General features: G+C 69.8%; 18 protein-coding genes and 1 pseudogene. 16 read left to right on the plus strand and 3 right to left on the minus strand.

The features are described from left to right. From PMI14_RS06290 to cobT, 7 genes are all read left to right on the plus strand, one after another. The coding region (locus PMI14_RS06290) for a PepSY domain-containing protein (RefSeq protein ID WP_035202618.1) at positions 1–1,436 on the plus strand (1,436 nt) is incomplete at its 5' end. Then, complete coding sequence (gene cbiB, locus PMI14_RS06295) at positions 1,424–2,425, plus strand: adenosylcobinamide-phosphate synthase CbiB (protein ID WP_007851411.1); 1,002 nt, start codon at positions 1,424–1,426, stop codon at positions 2,423–2,425. The genes PMI14_RS06290 and cbiB, both read left to right, overlap by 13 nt. Beyond that, positions 2,410–3,498, plus strand: a complete 1,089-nt coding sequence (locus PMI14_RS06300) for an aminotransferase class I/II-fold pyridoxal phosphate-dependent enzyme (protein WP_007851413.1) — start codon at positions 2,410–2,412, stop codon at positions 3,496–3,498. The genes cbiB and PMI14_RS06300 overlap by 16 nt, the downstream gene beginning before the upstream one ends. Beyond that, positions 3,498–4,283, plus strand: coding sequence for a HipA family kinase (locus PMI14_RS06305; protein WP_007851415.1), 786 nt, complete (start codon positions 3,498–3,500; stop codon positions 4,281–4,283). Before PMI14_RS06300 ends, PMI14_RS06305 begins: the two co-directional genes overlap by 1 nt. Beyond that, positions 4,270–4,668 (plus strand): DUF3037 domain-containing protein, encoded by a 399-nt coding sequence (locus PMI14_RS06310; RefSeq protein WP_007851416.1) that lies wholly within the window; start codon positions 4,270–4,272, stop codon positions 4,666–4,668. Before PMI14_RS06305 ends, PMI14_RS06310 begins: the two co-directional genes overlap by 14 nt. Positions 4,669–4,703: 35 nt before the next feature. Continuing rightward, positions 4,704–6,164, plus strand: a complete 1,461-nt coding sequence (locus tag PMI14_RS06315; protein WP_007851418.1) for a cobyric acid synthase — start codon at positions 4,704–4,706, stop codon at positions 6,162–6,164. 24 nt (positions 6,165–6,188) lie between these two features. Further along, positions 6,189–7,244, plus strand: coding sequence for a nicotinate-nucleotide--dimethylbenzimidazole phosphoribosyltransferase (gene cobT / locus PMI14_RS06320; protein WP_007851420.1), 1,056 nt, complete (start codon positions 6,189–6,191; stop codon positions 7,242–7,244). 6 nt (positions 7,245–7,250) lie between these two features. On the opposite strand, the gene PMI14_RS06325 is transcribed toward cobT, so the two are convergent. Continuing rightward, on the minus strand, positions 7,251–8,174 hold the full coding sequence (locus PMI14_RS06325) for a LysR family transcriptional regulator (protein WP_035202624.1): 924 nt from the start codon (positions 8,172–8,174) through the stop codon (positions 7,251–7,253). A 136-nt stretch (positions 8,175–8,310) separates the two neighbouring features. Between PMI14_RS06325 and PMI14_RS06330 the strand changes: the two genes are divergently transcribed. The 3 genes from PMI14_RS06330 to PMI14_RS06340 are packed head-to-tail and all read left to right on the plus strand — an operon-like array spanning position 8,311 to position 11,349. Continuing rightward, the gene (locus PMI14_RS06330; RefSeq protein WP_007851422.1) at positions 8,311–9,297 is read left to right on the plus strand and encodes a tripartite tricarboxylate transporter substrate binding protein; all 987 of its coding nucleotides are present in this window, start codon (positions 8,311–8,313) and stop codon (positions 9,295–9,297) included. Positions 9,298–9,313: 16 nt separating this feature from the next. After that, a complete protein-coding gene (locus PMI14_RS06335) occupies positions 9,314–10,495 on the plus strand; it encodes a CaiB/BaiF CoA-transferase family protein (protein ID WP_007851423.1) in 1,182 nt (393 codons plus the stop codon). After that, positions 10,495–11,349 (plus strand): CoA ester lyase, encoded by an 855-nt coding sequence (locus tag PMI14_RS06340; protein ID WP_007851424.1) that lies wholly within the window; start codon positions 10,495–10,497, stop codon positions 11,347–11,349. The genes PMI14_RS06335 and PMI14_RS06340 overlap by 1 nt, the downstream gene beginning before the upstream one ends. Positions 11,350–11,353: 4 nt before the next feature. Here PMI14_RS06340 and PMI14_RS06345 read toward each other — a convergent pair whose 3' ends face one another. Further along, on the minus strand, positions 11,354–12,487 hold the full coding sequence (locus PMI14_RS06345; RefSeq protein WP_238541807.1) for a GGDEF domain-containing protein: 1,134 nt from the start codon (positions 12,485–12,487) through the stop codon (positions 11,354–11,356). A 276-nt stretch (positions 12,488–12,763) separates the two neighbouring features. Here PMI14_RS06345 and PMI14_RS06350 point away from each other — a divergent pair, with 276 nt between their 5' ends. The 6 genes from PMI14_RS06350 to PMI14_RS06375 all read left to right on the plus strand — a co-directional run bounded on the left by PMI14_RS06350 (position 12,764) and on the right by PMI14_RS06375 (position 18,854). Then, complete coding sequence (locus tag PMI14_RS06350) at positions 12,764–13,864, plus strand: ABC transporter ATP-binding protein (protein WP_007851426.1); 1,101 nt, start codon at positions 12,764–12,766, stop codon at positions 13,862–13,864. Positions 13,865–13,968: 104 nt separating this feature from the next. After that, entirely contained in the window at positions 13,969–15,264 is a 1,296-nt protein-coding gene (locus tag PMI14_RS06355; RefSeq protein WP_007851427.1) for a PotD/PotF family extracellular solute-binding protein, read from the plus strand. A gap of 177 nt (positions 15,265–15,441) precedes the next feature. Next, on the plus strand, positions 15,442–16,356 hold the full coding sequence (locus tag PMI14_RS06360) for an ABC transporter permease (RefSeq protein WP_007851428.1): 915 nt from the start codon (positions 15,442–15,444) through the stop codon (positions 16,354–16,356). Between the two features lie 40 nt (positions 16,357–16,396). Continuing rightward, positions 16,397–17,290: an ABC transporter permease gene (locus PMI14_RS06365; protein ID WP_007851435.1), complete on the plus strand. Its 894-nt coding sequence runs from the start codon at positions 16,397–16,399 to the stop codon at positions 17,288–17,290. Positions 17,291–17,317: 27 nt separating this feature from the next. Continuing rightward, on the plus strand, positions 17,318–18,103 hold the full coding sequence (locus PMI14_RS06370) for a GntR family transcriptional regulator (RefSeq protein WP_007851437.1): 786 nt from the start codon (positions 17,318–17,320) through the stop codon (positions 18,101–18,103). A 4-nt stretch (positions 18,104–18,107) separates the two neighbouring features. Next, positions 18,108–18,854: an aspartate/glutamate racemase family protein gene (locus PMI14_RS06375; RefSeq protein WP_007851440.1), complete on the plus strand. Its 747-nt coding sequence runs from the start codon at positions 18,108–18,110 to the stop codon at positions 18,852–18,854. Between the two features lie 15 nt (positions 18,855–18,869). Here the strand turns inward: PMI14_RS06375 and PMI14_RS06380 are convergent. Further along, a pseudogene (locus tag PMI14_RS06380) lies at positions 18,870–19,359 on the minus strand (catechol 1,2-dioxygenase); the annotation flags it as partial.

Here is a 19,359-nt window from a genome sequence, read left to right on the forward strand (position 1 = left end):
GGCTGGCGGCGCTGCCGCCGCTGCAGTTGCCGGCCGGTTGCTGCCTGGCCGCGCCCGATGCGGCCCAGCGCGCGGGCCTGCGCCCTGGTGGCGGTGAAGCGCGCCTGGGCATGCTCGGCGAGGCCCCCGTTTGGCGCATGCAGGCCACGGTAGCAGGCACCGATGCCGATGCCGCGCCACGCCCGCGCTGGCACACGGTGGATGCGCGCACGGGTGCCCTGGTGGCGCCGCTGGACGACGCCCAGGCCGCCCGCGTGGCCGAAGCCTTCAGCGGCCGGCACGCCACGGGCACAGAGCGCCTGGAGCGCGACCAGTGGACGGTGCCCCAGGGCCTGGATGTGCACCGGCCCCTGGTCAAGGTGCTGCTCGATGGCGACGACGGGCTGGAGCTCTACGTATCGCCCGGCGCCACCGAGGTGGTGCGCGACACGCGCCGCGCCGAGCGCTTCTGGAACTGGCTGGGCGCCGTGCCGCACTGGATCTACCCGACGGTGTTGCGCCAGTTCCCCAAGGCCTGGCACCATGTGGTGGTGTGGCTCTCCATCCCCGGCGTGCTGCTGGCTGCCACGGGCATTGCGCTGGGCATCTGGCAGCTGTTTCTCAATCGCCACTGGTGGATTCCGTACCGGAAGTTCTGGATGCGCTGGCACCACATCCTGGGCCTGGTGGCTGCGGTGTTCACGCTCACCTGGATGTTCTCGGGCCTGATGTCGATGAACCCGTTCGGCGTGTTCACGGGCCGCGCCGCAGACCCGCAGGCGCGCATGCAGTGGGCCGGCGAGGCGCCGCGCATGGCGCGTGGCCCGGCCGAGGCCGTGGCTCTGGCAGCGGCCCAGGGCGTGGTGTCGCTGGAGCTCGATACGCTGCGCATCGCCGGCCAGGCCTGGTACCGCGTGCGCGGCCAGGGCGAGGGTGCGGTGCAGCGCCTGGTGCGGGCCGATGGTCCCGAAGCCAGCGTGGCGCAGGCCGTGCCCGATGCGACCGTGCTCGCGGCACTGCAGGCCTTGCGACCCGGCAGCCCGCCGCCGGCCATCGAGCAGCTCACCCGGTACGACGCGCTGTACTATGCGCGCCACCATGACGCATCGACATCCTTCAACCGACCCTTGCCCGTCTGGCGTGCCCACTGGGCGGAGGACGACGTGACCGTGTACGCCGATGCCGCCTCGGCCCGCATCGTGATGCGCGCCGACGCCACCACGCCCTGGCAGCGGGTGCTCTACAACGGCCTGCACAGCCTGGACTTCGCACCGCTGCTGGCGCGCCCGCTGCTGCGCACCGTGCTGGTGGTGGGGCTGTCGCTGCTGGGCATTGCGCTGTGCATCACCTCCTGTGTGATCGCCTGGCGCGTGTTCGTGCCCGCACGGCGGCGGCAGGCCCGCAGCGCTGCACAACCCACCGTGGGCGATTCGTCGCAAGGCTCATGGTCGGTCTGATCGATCTGCTGCTGCCCGGCACGCAGTGGGACGCCCTGCGCGTGCTGATCTGGGTGCCTTTCGTGGCCCTGGCCATCGACTGGTGGCGAGGGGAGCCACCGGTGGCCATCCACCCCGTGGTGTGGATGGGCAAGGCCCTGCAATGGTGTGGCGAGCGCTGGGCGCCGTTGTCGCCCGTGCCGCGCGATTTCAGGGCCTTCTGGTGCATGGCGCTGGCCTGGTGCGTGCTGGCGGTGGCGGTCATGTCCGCGGCCTGGGGCCTGCAGTGGCTGGCGCTGCGTTTCCACGACGTGATTGCGGCGGCCCTGCTGGGCTTGCTGCTCAAGCCCCTGCTGTCCTGGCGCATGCTGCACGACGAGGTGCTGGCGGTGGAGGCGGCGCTGGCCCGCTCCCTGCCCGAGGGCCGTGAGCAGCTGGCGCGCCTGGTGAGCCGCGACGTGAGCGGGCTCACGGCCGAGCAGGTGCGGGAGTCGGCCATCGAGTCGCTGGCCGAGAACCTCAACGATTCGGTGGTGGCGCCGCTGTTCTGGTTCGTGCTACTGGGCCTGCCCGGCGCCGCGCTGTACCGCCTGGCCAACACGGCCGATGCCATGTGGGGCTACCCCGGCATGCGCGGCGGGCGCTACTGGCAGTGGGCCGGCAAATGGGCGGCGCGTGCGGACGACGTGCTCTCGTGGCTGCCTGCGCGCATCACCGCGCTGCTATTGGCGTTGATGGTGGGCGGGCTCTCCCCCGCCACCGTGGCCCGCCTGGCGCGCCGCACACCCTCGCCCAACAGCGGCTGGCCCATGGCGGCCATGGCACTGGCACTGGGCGTGCGCCTGGCCAAGCCCGGCGTGTATGTGCTCAATGCCGATGCGCGCGACCCCGGCCCGCTCGACACCCGGCGCGCAGCCAAGCTCGGGTCGCTGGTGGCGCTGTCGCTCGTGCCCGTGGGCGTGGGCGCCCACCTGCTGATCACCATCGTGTCGGCATGGATGGGCACGTGACCTCGCCGGCCGCCGCGCTGCACCACCATGGCGGCCCTGACGCGCTGGGCGCGCCCGTGCACGATTTTTCGACCAACAGCAACGCCTGCGGCCCCTGTCCCGAGGCGCTGCACGCCGTGCAGCAGGCCGATGCCACGCGCTACCCCGATCCGCACTACACGGCGCTGCGCGAAGCGCTGGCCGCCTTCCATGGCGTGGCGCCCTGGCGCATCGTGCTGGCGGCCAGTTCCAGTGAGTTCATCCACCGCATCACGGCGCTGGCCGTGCAGCAGGGGGCCTTGCAGGCCAGCTTGCCGCTGCACAGCTATGGCGACTATGCCCAGGCCGCGCTGGCACGTGGCATGGACCTGGTGCACCGCAAGGACGGGGAGGCCGCCGTGCCGGGCCTGCAATGGGCCTGCGAGCCGTCGAGCCCGCTGGGCCGCACCGATCCGGCGCGGGACGCCTGGGCGGCCCTGGCCCAGGGCGGTGATGCTTCGCTGCGCGTGCTGGACTGTGCCTACGCCCCGCTGCGCCTGGGCGAGGACGGCGGCGCAGCCCGCTGGGCGGGCACGCCCGTGCTGCCTGCCCCACTGCCTTGCTGGCAGCTGTGGACCCCCAACAAGGCCCTGGGCCTGACGGGCGTGCGTGCCGCCTATGCCGTGGCGCCCGAGGGCGCCGAAGCGCAGGTGCAGACGCTGCTGGCGCTGGCCCCATCCTGGGCCGTGGGCGCGCACGGCGTGGCCCTGCTGCAGGCCTGGGTGCAGCCCGGCGTGCAGCGCTGGCTGGTGCACAGCCTGGATACCCTGCGCGGCTGGAAACAGCGCCAGCTCACCCTGTGCCTGGACCTGGGCTGGGCCGTGCATGCGGGCAGCCTGGCCAACTACTTCTGTGCACAGCCCGTGTGTGCCGATCTGCCGGCCGCGCTGGTGGCCCTGCGCGCGGCCGGCATCAAGCTGCGCGACGCCACCTCGTTCGGCCTGCCCGGCGCCGTGCGCCTGGGCGTGCTGGCGCCCGCGGCGCAGGATGCATTGCGTGCAGCCTGGTTGGCCGTACGATCCGGGGCACAACCCCAAGAAAGCGACACTCCCTGATGCGAACCATCACCGTCACCCGCTATGTCACGCCGCTGCGTGAAGGCGGCTCCATGCCCGCCGTGGTCGAAGGCGACGACCTGGGCCTGTACGTGCTCAAGTTCCGCGGCGCGGGGCAGGGCGTGCGCGCGCTGCTGGCCGAAATGATCTCGGGCGGCATCGCCCGCGCGCTCGGCCTGCCCGTGCCCGAGATCGTGCTCGCCGAGCTCGATCCGGGCCTGGCCCAGACCGAGCCCGACCCCGAGATCCAGGACCTGGTGCGCGCCAGCGGCGGCCTCAACGTGGGGCTCGACTACCTTTCGGGCGCGCTCAACTTCGACCCCGCGGTGGACGAGGTCAGCGACGACTTCGCCTCGCGCCTGGTCTGGTTCGACGCCCTGGTGGCGAATGTGGACCGCACGGCGCGCAACACCAACCTGCTCATGTGGCACCGCAAGCCCTGGCTCATCGACCACGGTGCCTCGCTGACCTTCCACCACGCCTGGAACGGCGCGGTGGCGCAGCCGGCCAAGCCCTTCGCGCCGATTGCCGACCATGTGCTGCTGCACCGGGCCACGGCGATCGCTGCGGTGGATGCGAAGCTGGCCGCATTGCTCACGCGCGAGGTGCTCACGGGCATCCTGGCCGAGGTGCCCGACGAGTTCCTGGCCATCGCCGGGGCCGAGCACACCGAGGGACCGCTGTCGCAGCCGGCCAGCCACCGCCAGGCCTATGTGGAGCATTTCTGCGCGCGCCTGGCCGGCCGCGAAGCGTGGGTGAAGGGGGCCATCGATGCGCGCGGCTGAGATGGCGGTGTACGACTACGCCATCGTGCGCGTGGTGCCGCGGGTGGAGCGCGAGGAATTCATCAACGCGGGCGTGATCCTCTCGTGCCAGAAGAGCGGCTTCCTGCAGGCCGCCATTGCGCTCGACGAGGAGCGCCTGCTGGCCATGGATCCGCATGTGGATATCGACAGCGTGCGCCGCCACCTGGCGGCCATCGTCGCCATCTGCGCGGGGGATGCGGGCTGTGGGCCGATTGCGCAGTTGCCGTTTCGCCAGCGCTTCCACTGGCTCACGGCCAGGCGCAGTGCCATCATCCAGACCTCGCCGGCGCACACCGGGCGCTGCGCCGATGCGGCGGCGGCGCTCGAGCACATCATGGACCGCATGGTGCGGCCCCTGCCTTGACTGCGCACGCCTCTGCGAAACCAGCTCGCTGCGTGATGGTGCTGGGCACCACCAGCGGCGCCGGCAAGAGCTGGCTGGCCACGGCGCTGTGCCGCTGGTACAGCAACCAGGGCTACAAGGTGGCGCCCTTCAAGGCGCAGAACATGAGCAACAACGCACGCGTGGTGGCCAGCGACCATGGCCATGGCGAGATCGGCAGCGCACAGTACTTCCAGGCGATTGCCGCACGCACCGTGCCCGACGTGCGCATGAACCCGCTGCTGCTCAAGCCCGAGGCCGACACCAAAAGCCAGGTGGTGCTGCTCGGCCAGGTGAGTGCCGAACTCACCGCGCTGCCCTGGCGCGGCCGCAGCGAACGCGTGTGGCCGCAGATCGCGGCCGCGCTCGATGCCCTGCGCGCCGAGAACGACGTGGTGGTGATCGAGGGCGCGGGCTCGCCCGCCGAGATCAACCTGCACGCCAGCGACGTGGTGAACATGCGCGTGGCGCGCCACAGTGGCGCGCACTGCCTGCTGGTGACCGACATCGACCGCGGCGGTGCCTTTGCCCACCTGTACGGCACCTGGGCCCTGCTGCCCGAGGACGAGCGCGCGCTGATCCACGGCTTCGTGCTCAACCGCTTCCGCGGCGATGCCGCGCTGCTGGCGCCCGCACCGCAGATGCTGCAGGGGCTGACCGGCGTGCCCACGGTGGCCACCATTCCCATGCAGTGGCACCATGGCCTGCCCGAGGAAGACGGTGTGTTCGACGACCGCAGCACCGCTGCCGGGGCCGTGCACACCACGGTGGCCGTCGTCGCCTACCCGCGCATCAGCAACCTCGACGAATTCCAGCCGCTCAAGAACGTGCCCGGCGTGCGCCTGGTCTGGGCGCGCAGCCCGGCCGAACTGGCGGGCCTGAAGTCCACGGACTGGGTCATCCTGCCCGGCTCCAAGGCCACCGCAGCCGACCTGGCCTGGCTGCGCACGCAGGGGCTCGATGAGGCCATCAGCGCGCATGCGGGGCAGGGCGGCCGCGTGCTCGGCGTCTGCGGCGGCCTGCAGATGCTGGGCGAGGCCCTGATCGACACCGCCGGCATCGATGGCAATGCGCCGGGCCTGGGCCTGTTACCCCTTGTGACCACCTTCGAGCCGGCCAAGACCGTGCGCCGCAGCACCGCGCGCTTCGGCGCGCTGCAGGGCGCCTGGGCGGCGCTCTCGGGCGTGCAGGCCAGCGGCTATGAGATCCACCATGGCCAGACTGCCCAGCACCCGGCCATGGCGGCCGGCGGCGATGTGGCACGCGAAGTGGTGCCGGGCCTGGCCTGGCAGAACGGCGCGGGCAATGTGCTCGGGCTGTACCTGCACGGCCTGCTCGAAGACCCTGCCGCACTGCAGGCCCTGTTCGGCCGCGAAGGGGCTGCCCCCGTGCCCACGCTCGATGCCGTGATGGAGGGCCTGGCCCGCACGGTGGACGCACATTTCGAACCCGGCGTATTGAACGCCCTGGTGGCCTGATCCCATTCCTTACCTGACGAACCCATGTCCTTCGCTATCCCCACCATCGCCGACATCACCGACGCCACGCTCACGGCGCGCCTGCAGCACATCCTCGACTTCAAGACCAAGCCCCTGGGCTCGCTGGGCCGACTCGAGGCGCTGGCCCTGCGCATCGGCCAGGTGCTGGGCACCGAGGCGCCGCAGCTGGTGCAGCCGCAGATGCTGGTCTGCGCGGGCGACCATGGCATCGCGGCGCGCGGCGTGTCGGCCTTTCCTAGCGACGTGACCTGGCAGATGGTGGAGAACTTCCTGGCCGGCGGTGCGGCCGTGAGCGTGCTTGCACGCCAGCACGGCCTGGCCCTCAAGGTGGTGGACTGCGGCGTGGCCAAGCCCATTGCGCCGCGCGCGGCCGCCCCGGGCGCGCCCCAGTTGCTGCTGCGCAAGGTGGCGCCCGGCACGGCCGATGCGTCGGCGGGCCCGGCCATGACGGCCGGGCAGTGCCAACAGGCCATTGCCAACGGCATGGAGGTGGTGCGCGGCCTGCCGGGCAATGCGCTGCTGCTGGGCGAGATGGGCATTGCCAACACCTCGGTGGCCTCGCTGCTGCTGGCGCGCCTGGCCGGCCTGCCGCTGGCCGAGGTGACGGGCGCAGGCACGGGCCTGGACGCGTCCGGCATCGAGCGCAAGCGCGCCGTGCTGCAGCAGGCGCTGGATGTGAACGCCGGGGCCACCAGCCCATTCGACGCGCTGGCCGCGCTGGGTGGCTACGAGGTGGCCACCCTGGTGGGGGCCGTGCTGCAGGCCGCGGCCGAGCGCCGGGTCATCGTCGTCGACGGTTTCATCACCAGCGCCGCCGTGCTCGTGGCCAGCCGCCTGCAGCCGGCCGTGCTGCAGCGCTGCGTGTTCGCCCACCGCTCGGGCGAGCGCGGCCACAGCCTCATGCTGGCGCAGATGCAGGCCGAGCCCCTGCTGGACCTGGGCCTGCGCCTGGGCGAAGGCTCGGGCGCGGCGCTGGCCTGGCCGCTGCTGCAGTCGGCCTGCGCGGTGCTGGCCGAGATGGCCAGTTTCGAATCCGCAGGCGTCGACAACAGGAGCTGATTCCCCTCAGCGCCTGCGGCGTGCGGCTTGTTCGGCCGGCGCCTGGTGGTGTGCGCACAGCAGGTCGATCAGCGACTGCGCATACGCCGGCATGCGCGCCTCCTCGCGCACCAGGATGTAGCGCTCGCGCACGCTCCAGGCGTCTTCCAGGTCGATCAGCACCAGGCCCATGGGCGCCAGGTAGCGGCGCGCCGCGCTCTCGGGCACGATGCCGATGCCCACGCCGGCACCGATCATGCGGCACATGGCGTCGAAGCTCGACAGCTGCACGCGCAGTTTCTGCGGCTGGCCGAGCTGCTCGGTCACCTGCGCCAGAAAGGTCTGCAGCGTGCTGGCCGGGTGCATGCCCACCATGGGCTCGTCCAGCGTTTCGGAAAAGGCCATGCGCCGGCGCCGCGCAAAACGGTGGCCGCGCGGCACCACCAGGGCCAGGCGGTCGGTGCTGAAGTGGATGGCCGTGAGGCCCAGCGTGTCGACCTGGCCCGCGACGATGCCGATGTCGGCGCGCCCGTCGAGCACGCCGCGCGGTATCTCTGCGTTCGGTTTTTCCTGAAGCTCCACGTTCACGCGCGGATTGGCCGCGAGGAAGGCTGGCAGGATCTCGGGCATGAAGTCCGTCACCGCCGTGGTGTTGGCGAACACGCGCACATGGCCGCGCAGGCCGCCGCTGTACTCCTGCAGGTCGGCGCGCAACTGCTCGGTCTGGCGCAGCACGCCACGCGCATGGTGCAGGAAGGCCTCGCCCGCAGGCGTGGTGCGCATGCCGCGCGCCTCGCGGTACAGGAGCGGCATGCCCGCCTGCTGCTCCAGCGCCTTGATGCGCGCACTGGCCGCCGCCAGCGACAGGTGGCGCGCGGCAGCGGCGCGGGAGAGGGCGCCCTGTTCGGCCGTGAGCACGAACAGACGCAGGTCGGTCAGGTCGAATTGCATGGGCGCCATGGTACTGCGTGGCCCGCCGAGCTTTCGGTTCTGGCGAAGGCTCGGTTCTGAAATGCGTGATTGTGCAGGGGCGGCAGTGCGGCGAACATCCGTCCTCATCCGAGAACACGCCAAGGAGACAAACCGCATGAACTTCGCCTCGCCCCGCGCCATCGCGCGCCGCACCGCCCTCGCTGCCCTGCTGGCAACACCCCTGTGGGCAGCGGCGCAGGCCAGCTACCCCAGCCGCCCCATCGTGATGGTCGTGCCCCAGGCCGCCGGCGGCACCAACGACATCGTGGGCCGCCTGGTGGGCCAGAAGCTCGGCGAGGTGCTGGGCGGCGCCACCGTGGTGGAGAACCGGCCCGGCGCGGGCGGCAACATCGGCACGCAGTTCGTGGCCAAGGCACCCAAGGACGGCTACACCCTGCTCATGACCATCAGCAGCAGCCAGGCCATCAATCCCGCTCTCTTCAAGAACCCGGGCTTCGACCCGGTCAAGGACTTCAAGCCCGTGGGCCTGATCGGTGCCGTGCCCAACGTCCTGTTGGTCAACCCCTCATTCCCGGCGCGCAACATGGCGGAACTGCTGGCCCTGGCCAAGGCCAAGCCGGGCCACTACCAGTACGCATCGGCCGGCAACGGCACGCTCAACCACCTGCTCGGTGAAATGCTCAACAGCATGGCCGGCATCCAGCTGCAGCACGTGCCCTACAAGGGCGTGGCCCCGGCCATCAACGACGTGCTGGGCGGCCAGTTGCCGATGGTGTTCGCGAGCATGCCCTCGGCCCTGGCGCACATCAAGGCCGGCAAGCTGCGCGCCCTGGCCGTGAGCGGCGCCACACGCTCGCCCGTGCTGCCCGAGGTGCCCACCATCGCCGAGACGGTGGCCGGCTACAACGGCACGCTGTGGATCGGGCTGTTCGCGCCCGCAGGCTTGTCTGCCGACATCCAGGCCAGACTGCAGGATGGCATGGCCGGTGCGCTGGCCGCCAAGGACCTGCGCGACAAGCTGGAGCTGCAGGGCGTGGAGATCGCGCCCAAGACCACGCCCGACCAGTTCGCCGCGCTGCTGCAGGAGGACCTGGCCAAGTGGGCGAAGGTGGTCAAGACCTCCGGCGCGACAGTCGACTGAGCACAGGAGCCAGCCGATGACCCGACCCCTGGACCACATCACCGTGGTGTCGCTCGAGCATGCGATCGCCGCCCCGTTCTGCACCCGCCAGCTGGCCGACCTGGGGGCGCGCGTGATCAAGGTCGAGCGCCCCGGCGGCGGCGACTTTGCGCGCGACTACGACACCAGGGCAGAGGGCCTGGCCTCGCACTTCGTCTGGGTCAACCGCTCCAAGGAAAGCCTCACGCTCGACCTCAAGCAGCCCGAGGCGCTGGCCGTGCTGTGGGAGCTGCTGGAAACGGCCGACGTGCTGGTGCAGAACCTCGCGCCCGGTGCCACCGCGCGCATGGGCCTGTCGTGGGAGGCGCTGAGCAAGCACAACCCGCGCCTCGTCGTCTGCGACATCTCGGGCTACGGCAGCGACGGTCCCTACCGCGACAAGAAGGCCTACGACCTGCTGATCCAGAGCGAGGCGGGCTACCTCTCGGTGACCGGCACGCCCGAGGAGCCCTGCAAGTCGGGCAACTCCATCGCCGACATCGCGGCCGGCATGTATGCCTACACCAGCGTGCTGGCTGCGCTGATGCAGCGCGAGAAGACGGGGCAGGGCTCGCGCATCGACGTCTCCATGCTCGAATCGCTGGCCGAGTGGATGGGCTTTCCGATGTACTACGCCTACGGCGGCGCCACGCCGCCGCCGCGCAACGCGGCCGCGCACGCCACCATCTACCCCTATGGCCCCTTCCTCACTGGCGACGGCGGCACGGTGATGCTGGGCCTGCAGAACGAGCGCGAGTGGAAGCTGTTCTGCGAGCACGTGCTGCTGCAGCCAGAGCTTGCCAGCGACCCGCGCTTTGACAGCAATGCCCGGCGCAACGAACACCGGGCCGAGCTCCGGGCCCTGATCCTCGCCGTGTTCGGCACGCTCACGGCCGCGCAGGTCATCGAGCGGCTGGAGGCGGCACGCATCGCCAACGCACGCATGAACACCATGGCCGAAGTCTGGGCCCATCCGCAGCTGCAGGCACGCGGCCGCGTGCAGCAGGTGGAGTCGCCGCAAGGGCCCCTGGATGCGCTGCTGCCGCCCGGCGCGCACAGCAGCTTTGACTACCGCATGGACCCGATACCCGCCGTGGGTGAGCACACCGAGGCCATCCTGCGCGCGCTGGGGCGCGGCGACGAGCAACTGGCGGTGCTGCGCGCCAGCGAGGCCATCTGATGGCCGTGTCGTCTGCCCACGGTGCCATCGCCCGCGCGACCACTTTCCTTTTCGTTCCCGCCACCCGGCCCGAGCGCATCGCCAATGCCCTGGCCAGCGGCGCGGGCGCGGTGATCGTGGACCTGGAGGACGCGGTGGCGCCCGATGAAAAGGCCACTGCGCGCACGGCCTTGCTGGCTGCCGTGAGGGCGCTGGAGCCAGCGCAGCGCGCGCGCCTGCTGGTGCGCACCAATGCTGCAGGCACGCCCTGGCATGCCGACGACCTCGCTGCCGTGGCGGCCTGCGTGGCCCAGGGCCTGGCCGGCGCCATGCTGGCCAAGGCCGAATCGGCACCGGTACTGGCCGCAGTGGCCCGCGCGCTGGGCCCGCAAGGCCTGCTGGTGCCGCTGGTCGAATCGAATGCCGGGCTCGATGCCCTGGATGCGCTGGCGCAGGCACCGCAGGTGGTGCGCCTGGCCTTCGGGCACCTCGACTTCCAGGTGGACCTGGGCATGGAGTGTGCTGCGGATGAGACCGAGCTGCTGCCGGTGCGCCTGGCGCTGGTGCGTGCCTCTCGCCGCGCGGGGCTGGCCGCGCCGGTGGATGGCGTGACCACGGCCACGGACGACCTGGCACGCCTGGCCGAGGACACGGCACGCAGCCGGCGCATGGGCTTTGGCGGCAAGCTGTGCATCCACCCCGCCCAGGTGGCGCCGGTGCAGGCCGCCTTTGCGCCCCAGCCGGCGGAGCTGGCCTGGGCACGGCGGGTACTGGAGGCAGCGCCCGCGCAGGGCGGCGCGGTGTTCCGGCTCGATGGGCGCATGGTCGACGCGCCCGTGCTGGCGCTGGCCGCGCGGCTGGTGGCCCGGGCCTGAGGCGCTATCCGACCACGGTCTGGTTGCGACCCTGTTCCTTGGCCTGGTACAGGGCCTGGTCGGCGCGCGTGAGCATGGCGTCCAGCGTGTCGCCGGGGCCGCCCCATTGCGTCAGGCCGATGCTCACCCGGCAATCGAGCGGGTGGCCTACGGCCAGCGTGGCGTGGATGCGGCGGGCCACGTTGAGCGCTGCGACGGCATCGGTGCCGGGCAGCACCACCATGAACTCTTCGCCGCCATAGCGGCCCATGCGGTCGGGCGTGCGCAGCACGGCCAGGGTGCGCTCCACGAAGTGCACCAGCACCGCGTCGCCATGCTGGTGGCCGCAGCTGTCGTTCACGGCCTTGAAGTGGTCCAGGTCCAGCATCATCAGCGAGGGGCCGCCGCCATAGCGGCGCGCGCGTTCGAGCTCTTCCTCGCACCGCTGCAGCAAGGCACGCCGGTTCAGCGCCGGGGTCAGCGAGTCGTGCGTGGCCAGGTGCTCGAGCTCGGTGCGCAACCGGTCGGTGGCCATCAGCAGCGCGCCGATGGACAGCATGAGGACCGTGAGGGCATAGGCACCGATGTACAGGTTCTGGTAGACCGACGGCTCCATGAGGCTGGCGCCCGTATGCCCCGCCAGGATGGACCCCAGGCGCATCAGCAGGGTTGCCAGGTGCAGCACCAGCACCACCTCCACCAACCGCACCGGGAAGTTGCTGCCTCCATAGCGCAGCAAAAAGCGCAGCTGCGCGGCATAGATGCTGGCCATCACCAGCGTGAAGAAGGTCAGCCGGGCCTCGTAGTTGGGCCAGCCGTAGGACAGCCAGGTGAAGATGCCCAGGCAGAGCAACAGCACGCCGCCCCAGATGCGCCAGGTGTGGCGGTGCCCCAGGAAGGCGCGTGTGCCCATGTAGTAGGTCATGGTGCCCAGCACCAGCAGCGTATTGGCACCCACCAGTCCCAGCCAGTCGGGCACCAGGTTGCGCGAGCTGAAGAGGGCGGTGGACGCCAGCCACAGCACGGGCGCCGCCGCCCACGCCCCGAGGCCCCGGATGTGGGGTGGGTAGTAGCGCCGCATGCAGGCGAGCACGATGGCCATCAGGGCGGACATGAATCCCGCCAGGGCGATCATGGAGCGAGGGTCGAGATTCGTCATCCTGCAGTGCTGCTGTGGGACGGTGGGCGCCTCGTAAAGAAATGTTTCCGTGACTGGCCAGTATAGCCAGCGACTGGTTGGCATGGCACTTGTCCAGTGGGCACAGTTGGTGCCGAAGGGCGTATGTGGCGGCCGCGCGACGGGTGAAATGGGCGCTTTTGGTGCCGTGCAATCCCGCCGTGGAAGCGGCTGTGCACGCTATCGGTGCATTTTGTATACAAACTGATGCGAGCATTGTGTGCAAAAGCTGGCACGCGGTTTGCGTAGACCTGTGGCATGCACGACACCACGCCTGCCCAGCCCCCGGCCGCCATCGAGATCGTGGCGCTCACCAAGCGCTACGCCAGCGGCAAGCCCGCCGTGGACGCCATCGACCTGCGCATCGCCAGCGGCAGCTACTGCTGCCTGCTGGGGCCTTCGGGCTGCGGCAAGAGCACCACCTTGCGCATGATTGCCGGGCACGAGTCGGTGACCAGCGGCGACATATTGCTGGAGAACCGCAACATCACCGACCTGCCCGCCGCCGCGCGCGGCACGGCCATGATGTTCCAGAGCTTTGCGCTGTTCCCGCACCTTTCGGCGCTGGACAACGTGGCCTTCAGCCTCAAGATGAAGGGCGTGGCCAAGGCCGAGCGCCAGGCCAAGGCGCGCGACCTGCTCGAGCGCGTGGCCATGGGCCATCTGGCCGAGCGCAAGCCGGCCGAGCTGTCGGGCGGGCAACAGCAGCGCGTGGCGCTGGCGCGTGCCCTGATCACCCAGCCGCGCGTGCTGCTGCTGGACGAACCCCTTTCGGCGCTCGATCCGTTCCTGCGCATCCAGATGCGTGCCGAGCTGCGCCGCTGGCAAAAGGAGCTGGGCCTGACCTTCATCCACGTGACCCACTCGCAGGAGGAGGCCATGGCCCTGGCCGACACCATGGTGGTGATGAACCACGGCGTGATCGAGCAGGTGGGCTCGCCGCACGAGGTCTACAACCGCCCCGCCAGCGAATTCGTGGCGCGCTTCATGGGCGGCCACAACGTGATCGACACGACCGAAGGCAAGGTCGGCGTGCGCACCGACCACCTGCAGGTGCTGCCGCAGGGCGCGCCGCTGCCCTGGGGTGCCCAGCACATGCAGGCGGTGGTGACCGACGTGGAGTACCAGGGCACCTATGTGCTGCTGGGCCTGCAAAAGCAGGGCGTGGCCCTGTCAGCCAATGCCACGGCAGCCTACTCGGTGATGGTCTCCGAAGCCGCCTTTGCCGCCCAGCCCTACCAGGTGGGGCAGGGCGTGCAACTGCACTGGACGCCTGAGCAGGCCCACCCCCTGTACCCGCCTGCGGCGCCCGTGTCTGCGCCCATGGCCACGGCCACTGCGCAGGCCGTGCCGGCCTGAGCATCGCTTTTTTCGTTGTCCGCTGTCTGTCTGTCTGTCTGTCTGTCTTTTCGTCCGTTTGTTCGTTTCCAACCCCTCCACTTCGCAAACCAAGGAGCTTTCCCATGTCCGACGACTCTCGTGCTGATTCCCCTGCTGCCGTTGCCTCCGAAGCCACCGGCGTGCAGCGCCGCTCGCTGCTCAAGGGCACGGCGGGCATCCTGGCCGCCGGCGTGTTCCCGGCCGTGCACTCGCAGGAAAAGATCGTGCTGCGCTACCTGGGCACGGCCGTGAACCAGGACAAGGCCATTGCCGAGAAGTTCAAGGCCGACACCGGCATCGAGATCCAGTACGTTGCCGTGACCACCGACGACGTGACCAAGCGCGCCGTGACTGCGCCCAACAGCTTCGACTTGATCGACACCGAGTACTTCTCGCTCAAGAAGATCGTGCCCACGGGCAACCTGAAGGGCATCGACACCAAGCGCATCAAGAACGCCGACAAGATCACCACGCTGTTCACCAACGGCATGGTGGCCGGCAAGGCCGTGGGCGACCAGGGCACGGCGCCCAAGAAGGTGATCTACCTGGAGGGCGAGAAGTCCAAGAAGTTCGCGACCGCGCCCACGCAGTTCATGTCGCTGATTCCCACCGTTTACAACGCCGACACGCTGGGCATCCGCCCCGACCTGATCAAGCGCCCCATCAACTCCTGGGCCGAGCTGCTCAACCCCGAGTTCAAGGGCAAGACCGCGATCCTGAACATCCCCTCCATCGGCATCATGGACGCCGCCATGGTGGTCGAGGCCATGGGCATCTACAAGTACCCCGACAAGGGCAACATGACCAAGAAGGAGATCGATCTCACGATCAAGACCCTGATCGAGGCCAAGAAGCAGGGCCAGTTCCGCGCGCTGTGGAAGGACTTCAACGAGTCGGTGAACCTCATGGCATCGGGCGAAGTGGTGATCCAGTCGATGTGGAGCCCGGCCGTGACCGCCGTGCGCACCAAGGGCATCGCCTGCAACTTCCAGCCCCTCAAGGAAGGCTACCGCGCCTGGGCCGCCGGCTTCGGCCTGCCGGCCACCCTGTCGGGCAAGAAGCTCGACGGCGCCTACGAGTTCATCAACTGGTTCCTGGACGGCTGGGCCGGTGCCTACCTGAACCGCCAGGGCTACTACAGCGCCGTGCTGGAGACCGCCAAGTCCAAGATGGAAGCCTACGAGTGGGCCTACTGGATGGAAGGCAAGCCCGCCACGCAGGACATCAAGAGCCCCAATGGCGACGTGCTGGCCAAGTCCGGCGCGGTGCGCGACGGCGGCAGCTACGAGTCGCGCATGGGCGGCATCGCCTGCTGGAACGCACTGATGGACGAGAACAACTACATGGTCCAGAAGTGGAACGAGTTCGTCGCGGCGTAAGGAGTGCACCCCCTGAGGCGCTTTGCGCCTTCACCCCACTCTCGACCCGCTGCGCGGGTCGGGAGGGGGACGCCCCCGGTGCAGCGGGGCGGCCCTTGCACGGGGGCACTGGCTTTTTTGCAGCGCCAGTTTCGAAGGTTGGCGCGTAGCGCAACGTATATCTGAACAGCGAACACCATGAGCACTACGACCACACCGACTCTGCCTGCCAGCGCCGCCCCCGGGCGCGGCATTGCCGCCTGGTGGCAGGCCGCGCCGTTCACGCTGGTGTTCGCGCTGTTCTTCCTGGTGCCGCTGGCGCTGATCGTGATGGTCAGCTTCTGGGACTTCAACGAATACGAGTTGTTGCCGGGCTTCACGTTCAAGAACTACGTGTCGATCTTCGCAGGCTGTGGCGATGCGTCGGAGGGCCTGTGCGTCACGCTCAAGACGTACTACTCGACGCTCAAGTTCAGTTTTCTGGTGTGGCTGATCACGCTGGTGATCGGCTTCACCGTGGCCTATTTCCTGGCCTTCCACGTGCGCTCCTCGGGCTTGCAGACGCTGCTGTTCGTGCTGTGCACCATCCCGTTCTGGACCTCCAACGTGATCCGCATGATCTCGTGGGTGCCGCTCTTGGGGCGCAACGGCCTGGTGAACCAGAGCCTGGTGGGCATGGGGATGGTCGAGCAGCCGGTGGAGTGGCTGCTGTTCTCGGACTTCTCGGTGGTGCTGGCCTTCGTGCACCTGTACACCATGTTCATGATCGTGCCCATCTTCAACAGCATGATGCGCATCGACCGCAGCCTCATCGAGGCCGCAAGCGACAGCGGCGCCAGTGGCTGGCAGACGCTGTGGAACGTGATCATCCCGCTGTCGCGCACCGGCATCATCATCGGGTCCATCTTCGTGATCACCATCGTCATGGGTGACTTCGTGACCATCGGCGTGATGGGCGGGCAGCAGATCGCCTCCATCGGCAAGATCATCCAGGTGCAGACCTCGTACCTGCAGTTCCCGCTGGCGGCGGCCAATGCCGTGATCCTGCTCGCGGTGGTGCTGATGATCATCTGGGGCCTGACCAGGCTCGTCGACATCCGCAAGGAGCTGTGATGACCCCCCACGCTGCCGACAACCTGCACAGGACACCCGCATGAAAGCCCGCATCCGCGAATCCCGCCCGGCCAGCTTCTGGCTGCTGGCCATCGTGTTCAGCCTGTTCGTGCTGTTCATGTACGGGCCCATGTTCGTCATCTTCATCCTGAGCTTCCAGGGCCCCGAGGGCGGGCTGACCTTCCCCATGCGGGGGGTGTCGCTGCACTGGTTCTACAAGCTGGCCGAAGGGCTGGGCGTGGTGGACATCGGCGCGGCGCTGTGGCGATCGCTCGGCCTGGGCCTGGCGGTGATGCTGTGCACGGTGGTGCTGTCGGTGCTGGCCGGCCTGGCCTTCCGCAAGCGGCTGGCGGGCGGCAACACGCTGTTCTTCATCGTCGTGGCCAGCCTCATCATGCCGTCCATCATCGTCTCGCTGGGCATTGGCCTGGAGTTCCGTCTGGTCGACACGGGCCTCAAGGCGGCCCTCGAATGGCTGGGCATGGAGAGCACGCTGGAGGGCTACGGCACCTCGCTGGGCCTGTTCACCTCGGCCCTGGGCGCGCACCTGACCTGGACGCTGCCCTTCGGCCTGCTCATCATGTTCGCGGTGTTCAACCGCTTCAACCCTTCCTACGAAGAAGCCGCGCGCGACCTGGGCGCCACGCCCTGGCAGGGCTTTGCCCATGTGGTGCTGCCGCTGATCGCGCCCTCGGTCGTGGGCATCGGCATGTTCGGCTTCACCCTGAGCTGGGACGAGATCGCCCGCACCTCGCAGGCCATCGGCGACGTGAACACATTGCCGCTGGAGCTGCAGGGCCTGACCAGCACCGTGACCACGCCGTCGATCTACGCGCTGGGCACCCTGACCACGGTGGTCTCCTTCGTGGTCATGGGCATCACCCTGGCCCTGGTCTGGGCCCTGGGCCAGCGCAAGGGTGGGCGGGCCGGTTGAGCGCCCTGCCATGAGACTGCTGCCTGCATGCGCATCCGTGCCGACGACCCCATGACCGCCGCCCCCACGCCCCGGCGCCGTGCGCGCACGACAGCTGCCGAACCGCCAGCAGAGGGTGCCGCCGCCGGCCTGCTCAGCGACAACGACATGTACGAGCGCATGGTCTCGGCCATCCTCGACCACCGCCTGCCGCCGGGCACCAAGCTGGTAGAGGACAAGCTGGCGGCGGCCTTCGGCGTATCGCGTACGCGCGTGCGCCCGGTGCTGGTGCGCCTGGCCAACGAGCAGGTGGTCACGCTCACGCCCAACCGCGGTGCTTCCATCGCCCAACCCACACCCGAAGAAGCGCTCGAGGTGTTCGAGGCGCGCCGCCTGATCGAGCCGCGCCTGGTGGAGCTGTTCATCGCCAACGCCACCGACGCGCACATCGCCGCGCTGCGCGCCTGCGTGGACGAGGAGGAGTCTGCCCGTGCCGGCGGCGACATGCGCCGCGCGATCCGCCTGTCGGGCGACTTCCACCTGCACATCGCGCAGGCCGCAGGCCACCAGACCCTGGGGCGCATCCTGCGCGAGCTGGTATCGCGCACCTCGCTGATCCTCATGACCTACAGCCCCAGCCATGCGCGCGAGCGCGAGGAGGCGACGGCCTGTGGCTGTCGCGAACACCGCGCGCTGATCGACGCCATCCGCCTGCGCGACGCGAAGGAGGCCGCGCGCCGCATGCTCGACCACCTGGCACGCATCGAAACACAGCTGGAGTTCACCCCGCCTGCGAGCGAGGTGCCCGACCTGGCCACGCTGCTGGGGGCCTGAAGCCATGCGCCATCTTCTGGTCATCAATCCGAACACTTCTCCCAAGGTCAGCGCACTGCTGCAGCAGCACGTGCAGGCCGCTGCGGGCTCGCACGTGGCCGTCCGCACGGCCACGGCGCGCTTTGGCGCGCCCTACATCGCCTGCGAGGCGAGTTACGCCGTGGCCGCGCATGCCGCGCTCGACGCATGGGCCCTGGATGTGTCCACAGAGCCCTCTGCGCCCAGCGCTGTGCTCATCGGCTGCTTCGGCGACCCAGGCCTGATGGCGCTGCGCGAAAGCAGCCCCGTGCCCGTCACCGGCCTGGCCGAGGCCTCCTTCATCGAGGCCGCGCGCCACGGCCGCTATGCCATCGTCACGGGCGGCGAGCGCTGGGGCCCCATGCTGCAGCGTCTGGCCCAGGCCCTGGGCCACGCCCATGCGCTGGCCGGCATCCACACCGTGGCGCCCACGGGCGCCCAGCTCGCGGCCGACCCCGTGGCCGCCCGCGCCCTGCTGGCCCAGGCCTGCCGCGACGTGGTGCGCCAGATGGGCGTGCAGTCCGTCATCCTGGGCGGCGCCGGCCTGGCCGGCATGGCCGCCGCCGTGCAGTCGCAGGTGGGCGTGCCCGTGATCGACAGCGTGGTGGCCGGCGCCCACTGGGCCCTGCGCGCCAACGCCGTGCCGCCCGAGCGCAGTGCGCCGGCGTTCGATGTGGCGTGGGAGGGCGTGTCGGCGGAGATGGCGGCGCTGGGTTTGCCACGGGGCGCGTAGCCCCGCAGCACACCGTCAGCCCGGCGTGGCCACCCGCTCCATGCGCGTCAGCGGCAGTGCCTCGTCCGCGCTGGCGGCCCTGGGCAGCACGAAGTTGAACACCGAGCGCGTGAACGGCGCGGTGATGCCCAGCGACTCATAGCCCGTGGGCGCCACATTGCGCTCCAGCTCCACGATCAGCCCGTCGCGTGTGGCAAAGGCGAAGTCATCATCGATGTAGCTGTCGCCCGGAATGTTCACCTGCGTGGTCAGCGTGCGCATTCCGGGGGCCGCCACCAAAAAGTGGATATGCGCAGGCCGCTGGCCATGGCGGCCCAGCAAGGCAAACAGCTCGTGCACCGGCCCCACGGGCGGGATCGCGTAGCCCGGCGGCAAAAAGCTGCGAAAGCGGTAGAAGCCCTTGGCATCGGTCTCGATGCGGCGGCGCAGTTCGTAGGGCTGCATGCCGGGCATGAAGTGCGAATAGCCGCCTTTCTCATTGGCGTGCCACACATCGACCATGGCA

Origin of the sequence: Acidovorax sp. CF316, from assembly GCF_000276605.1 — a bacterium.
Classification (GTDB): domain Bacteria; phylum Pseudomonadota; class Gammaproteobacteria; order Burkholderiales; family Burkholderiaceae_C; genus Acidovorax.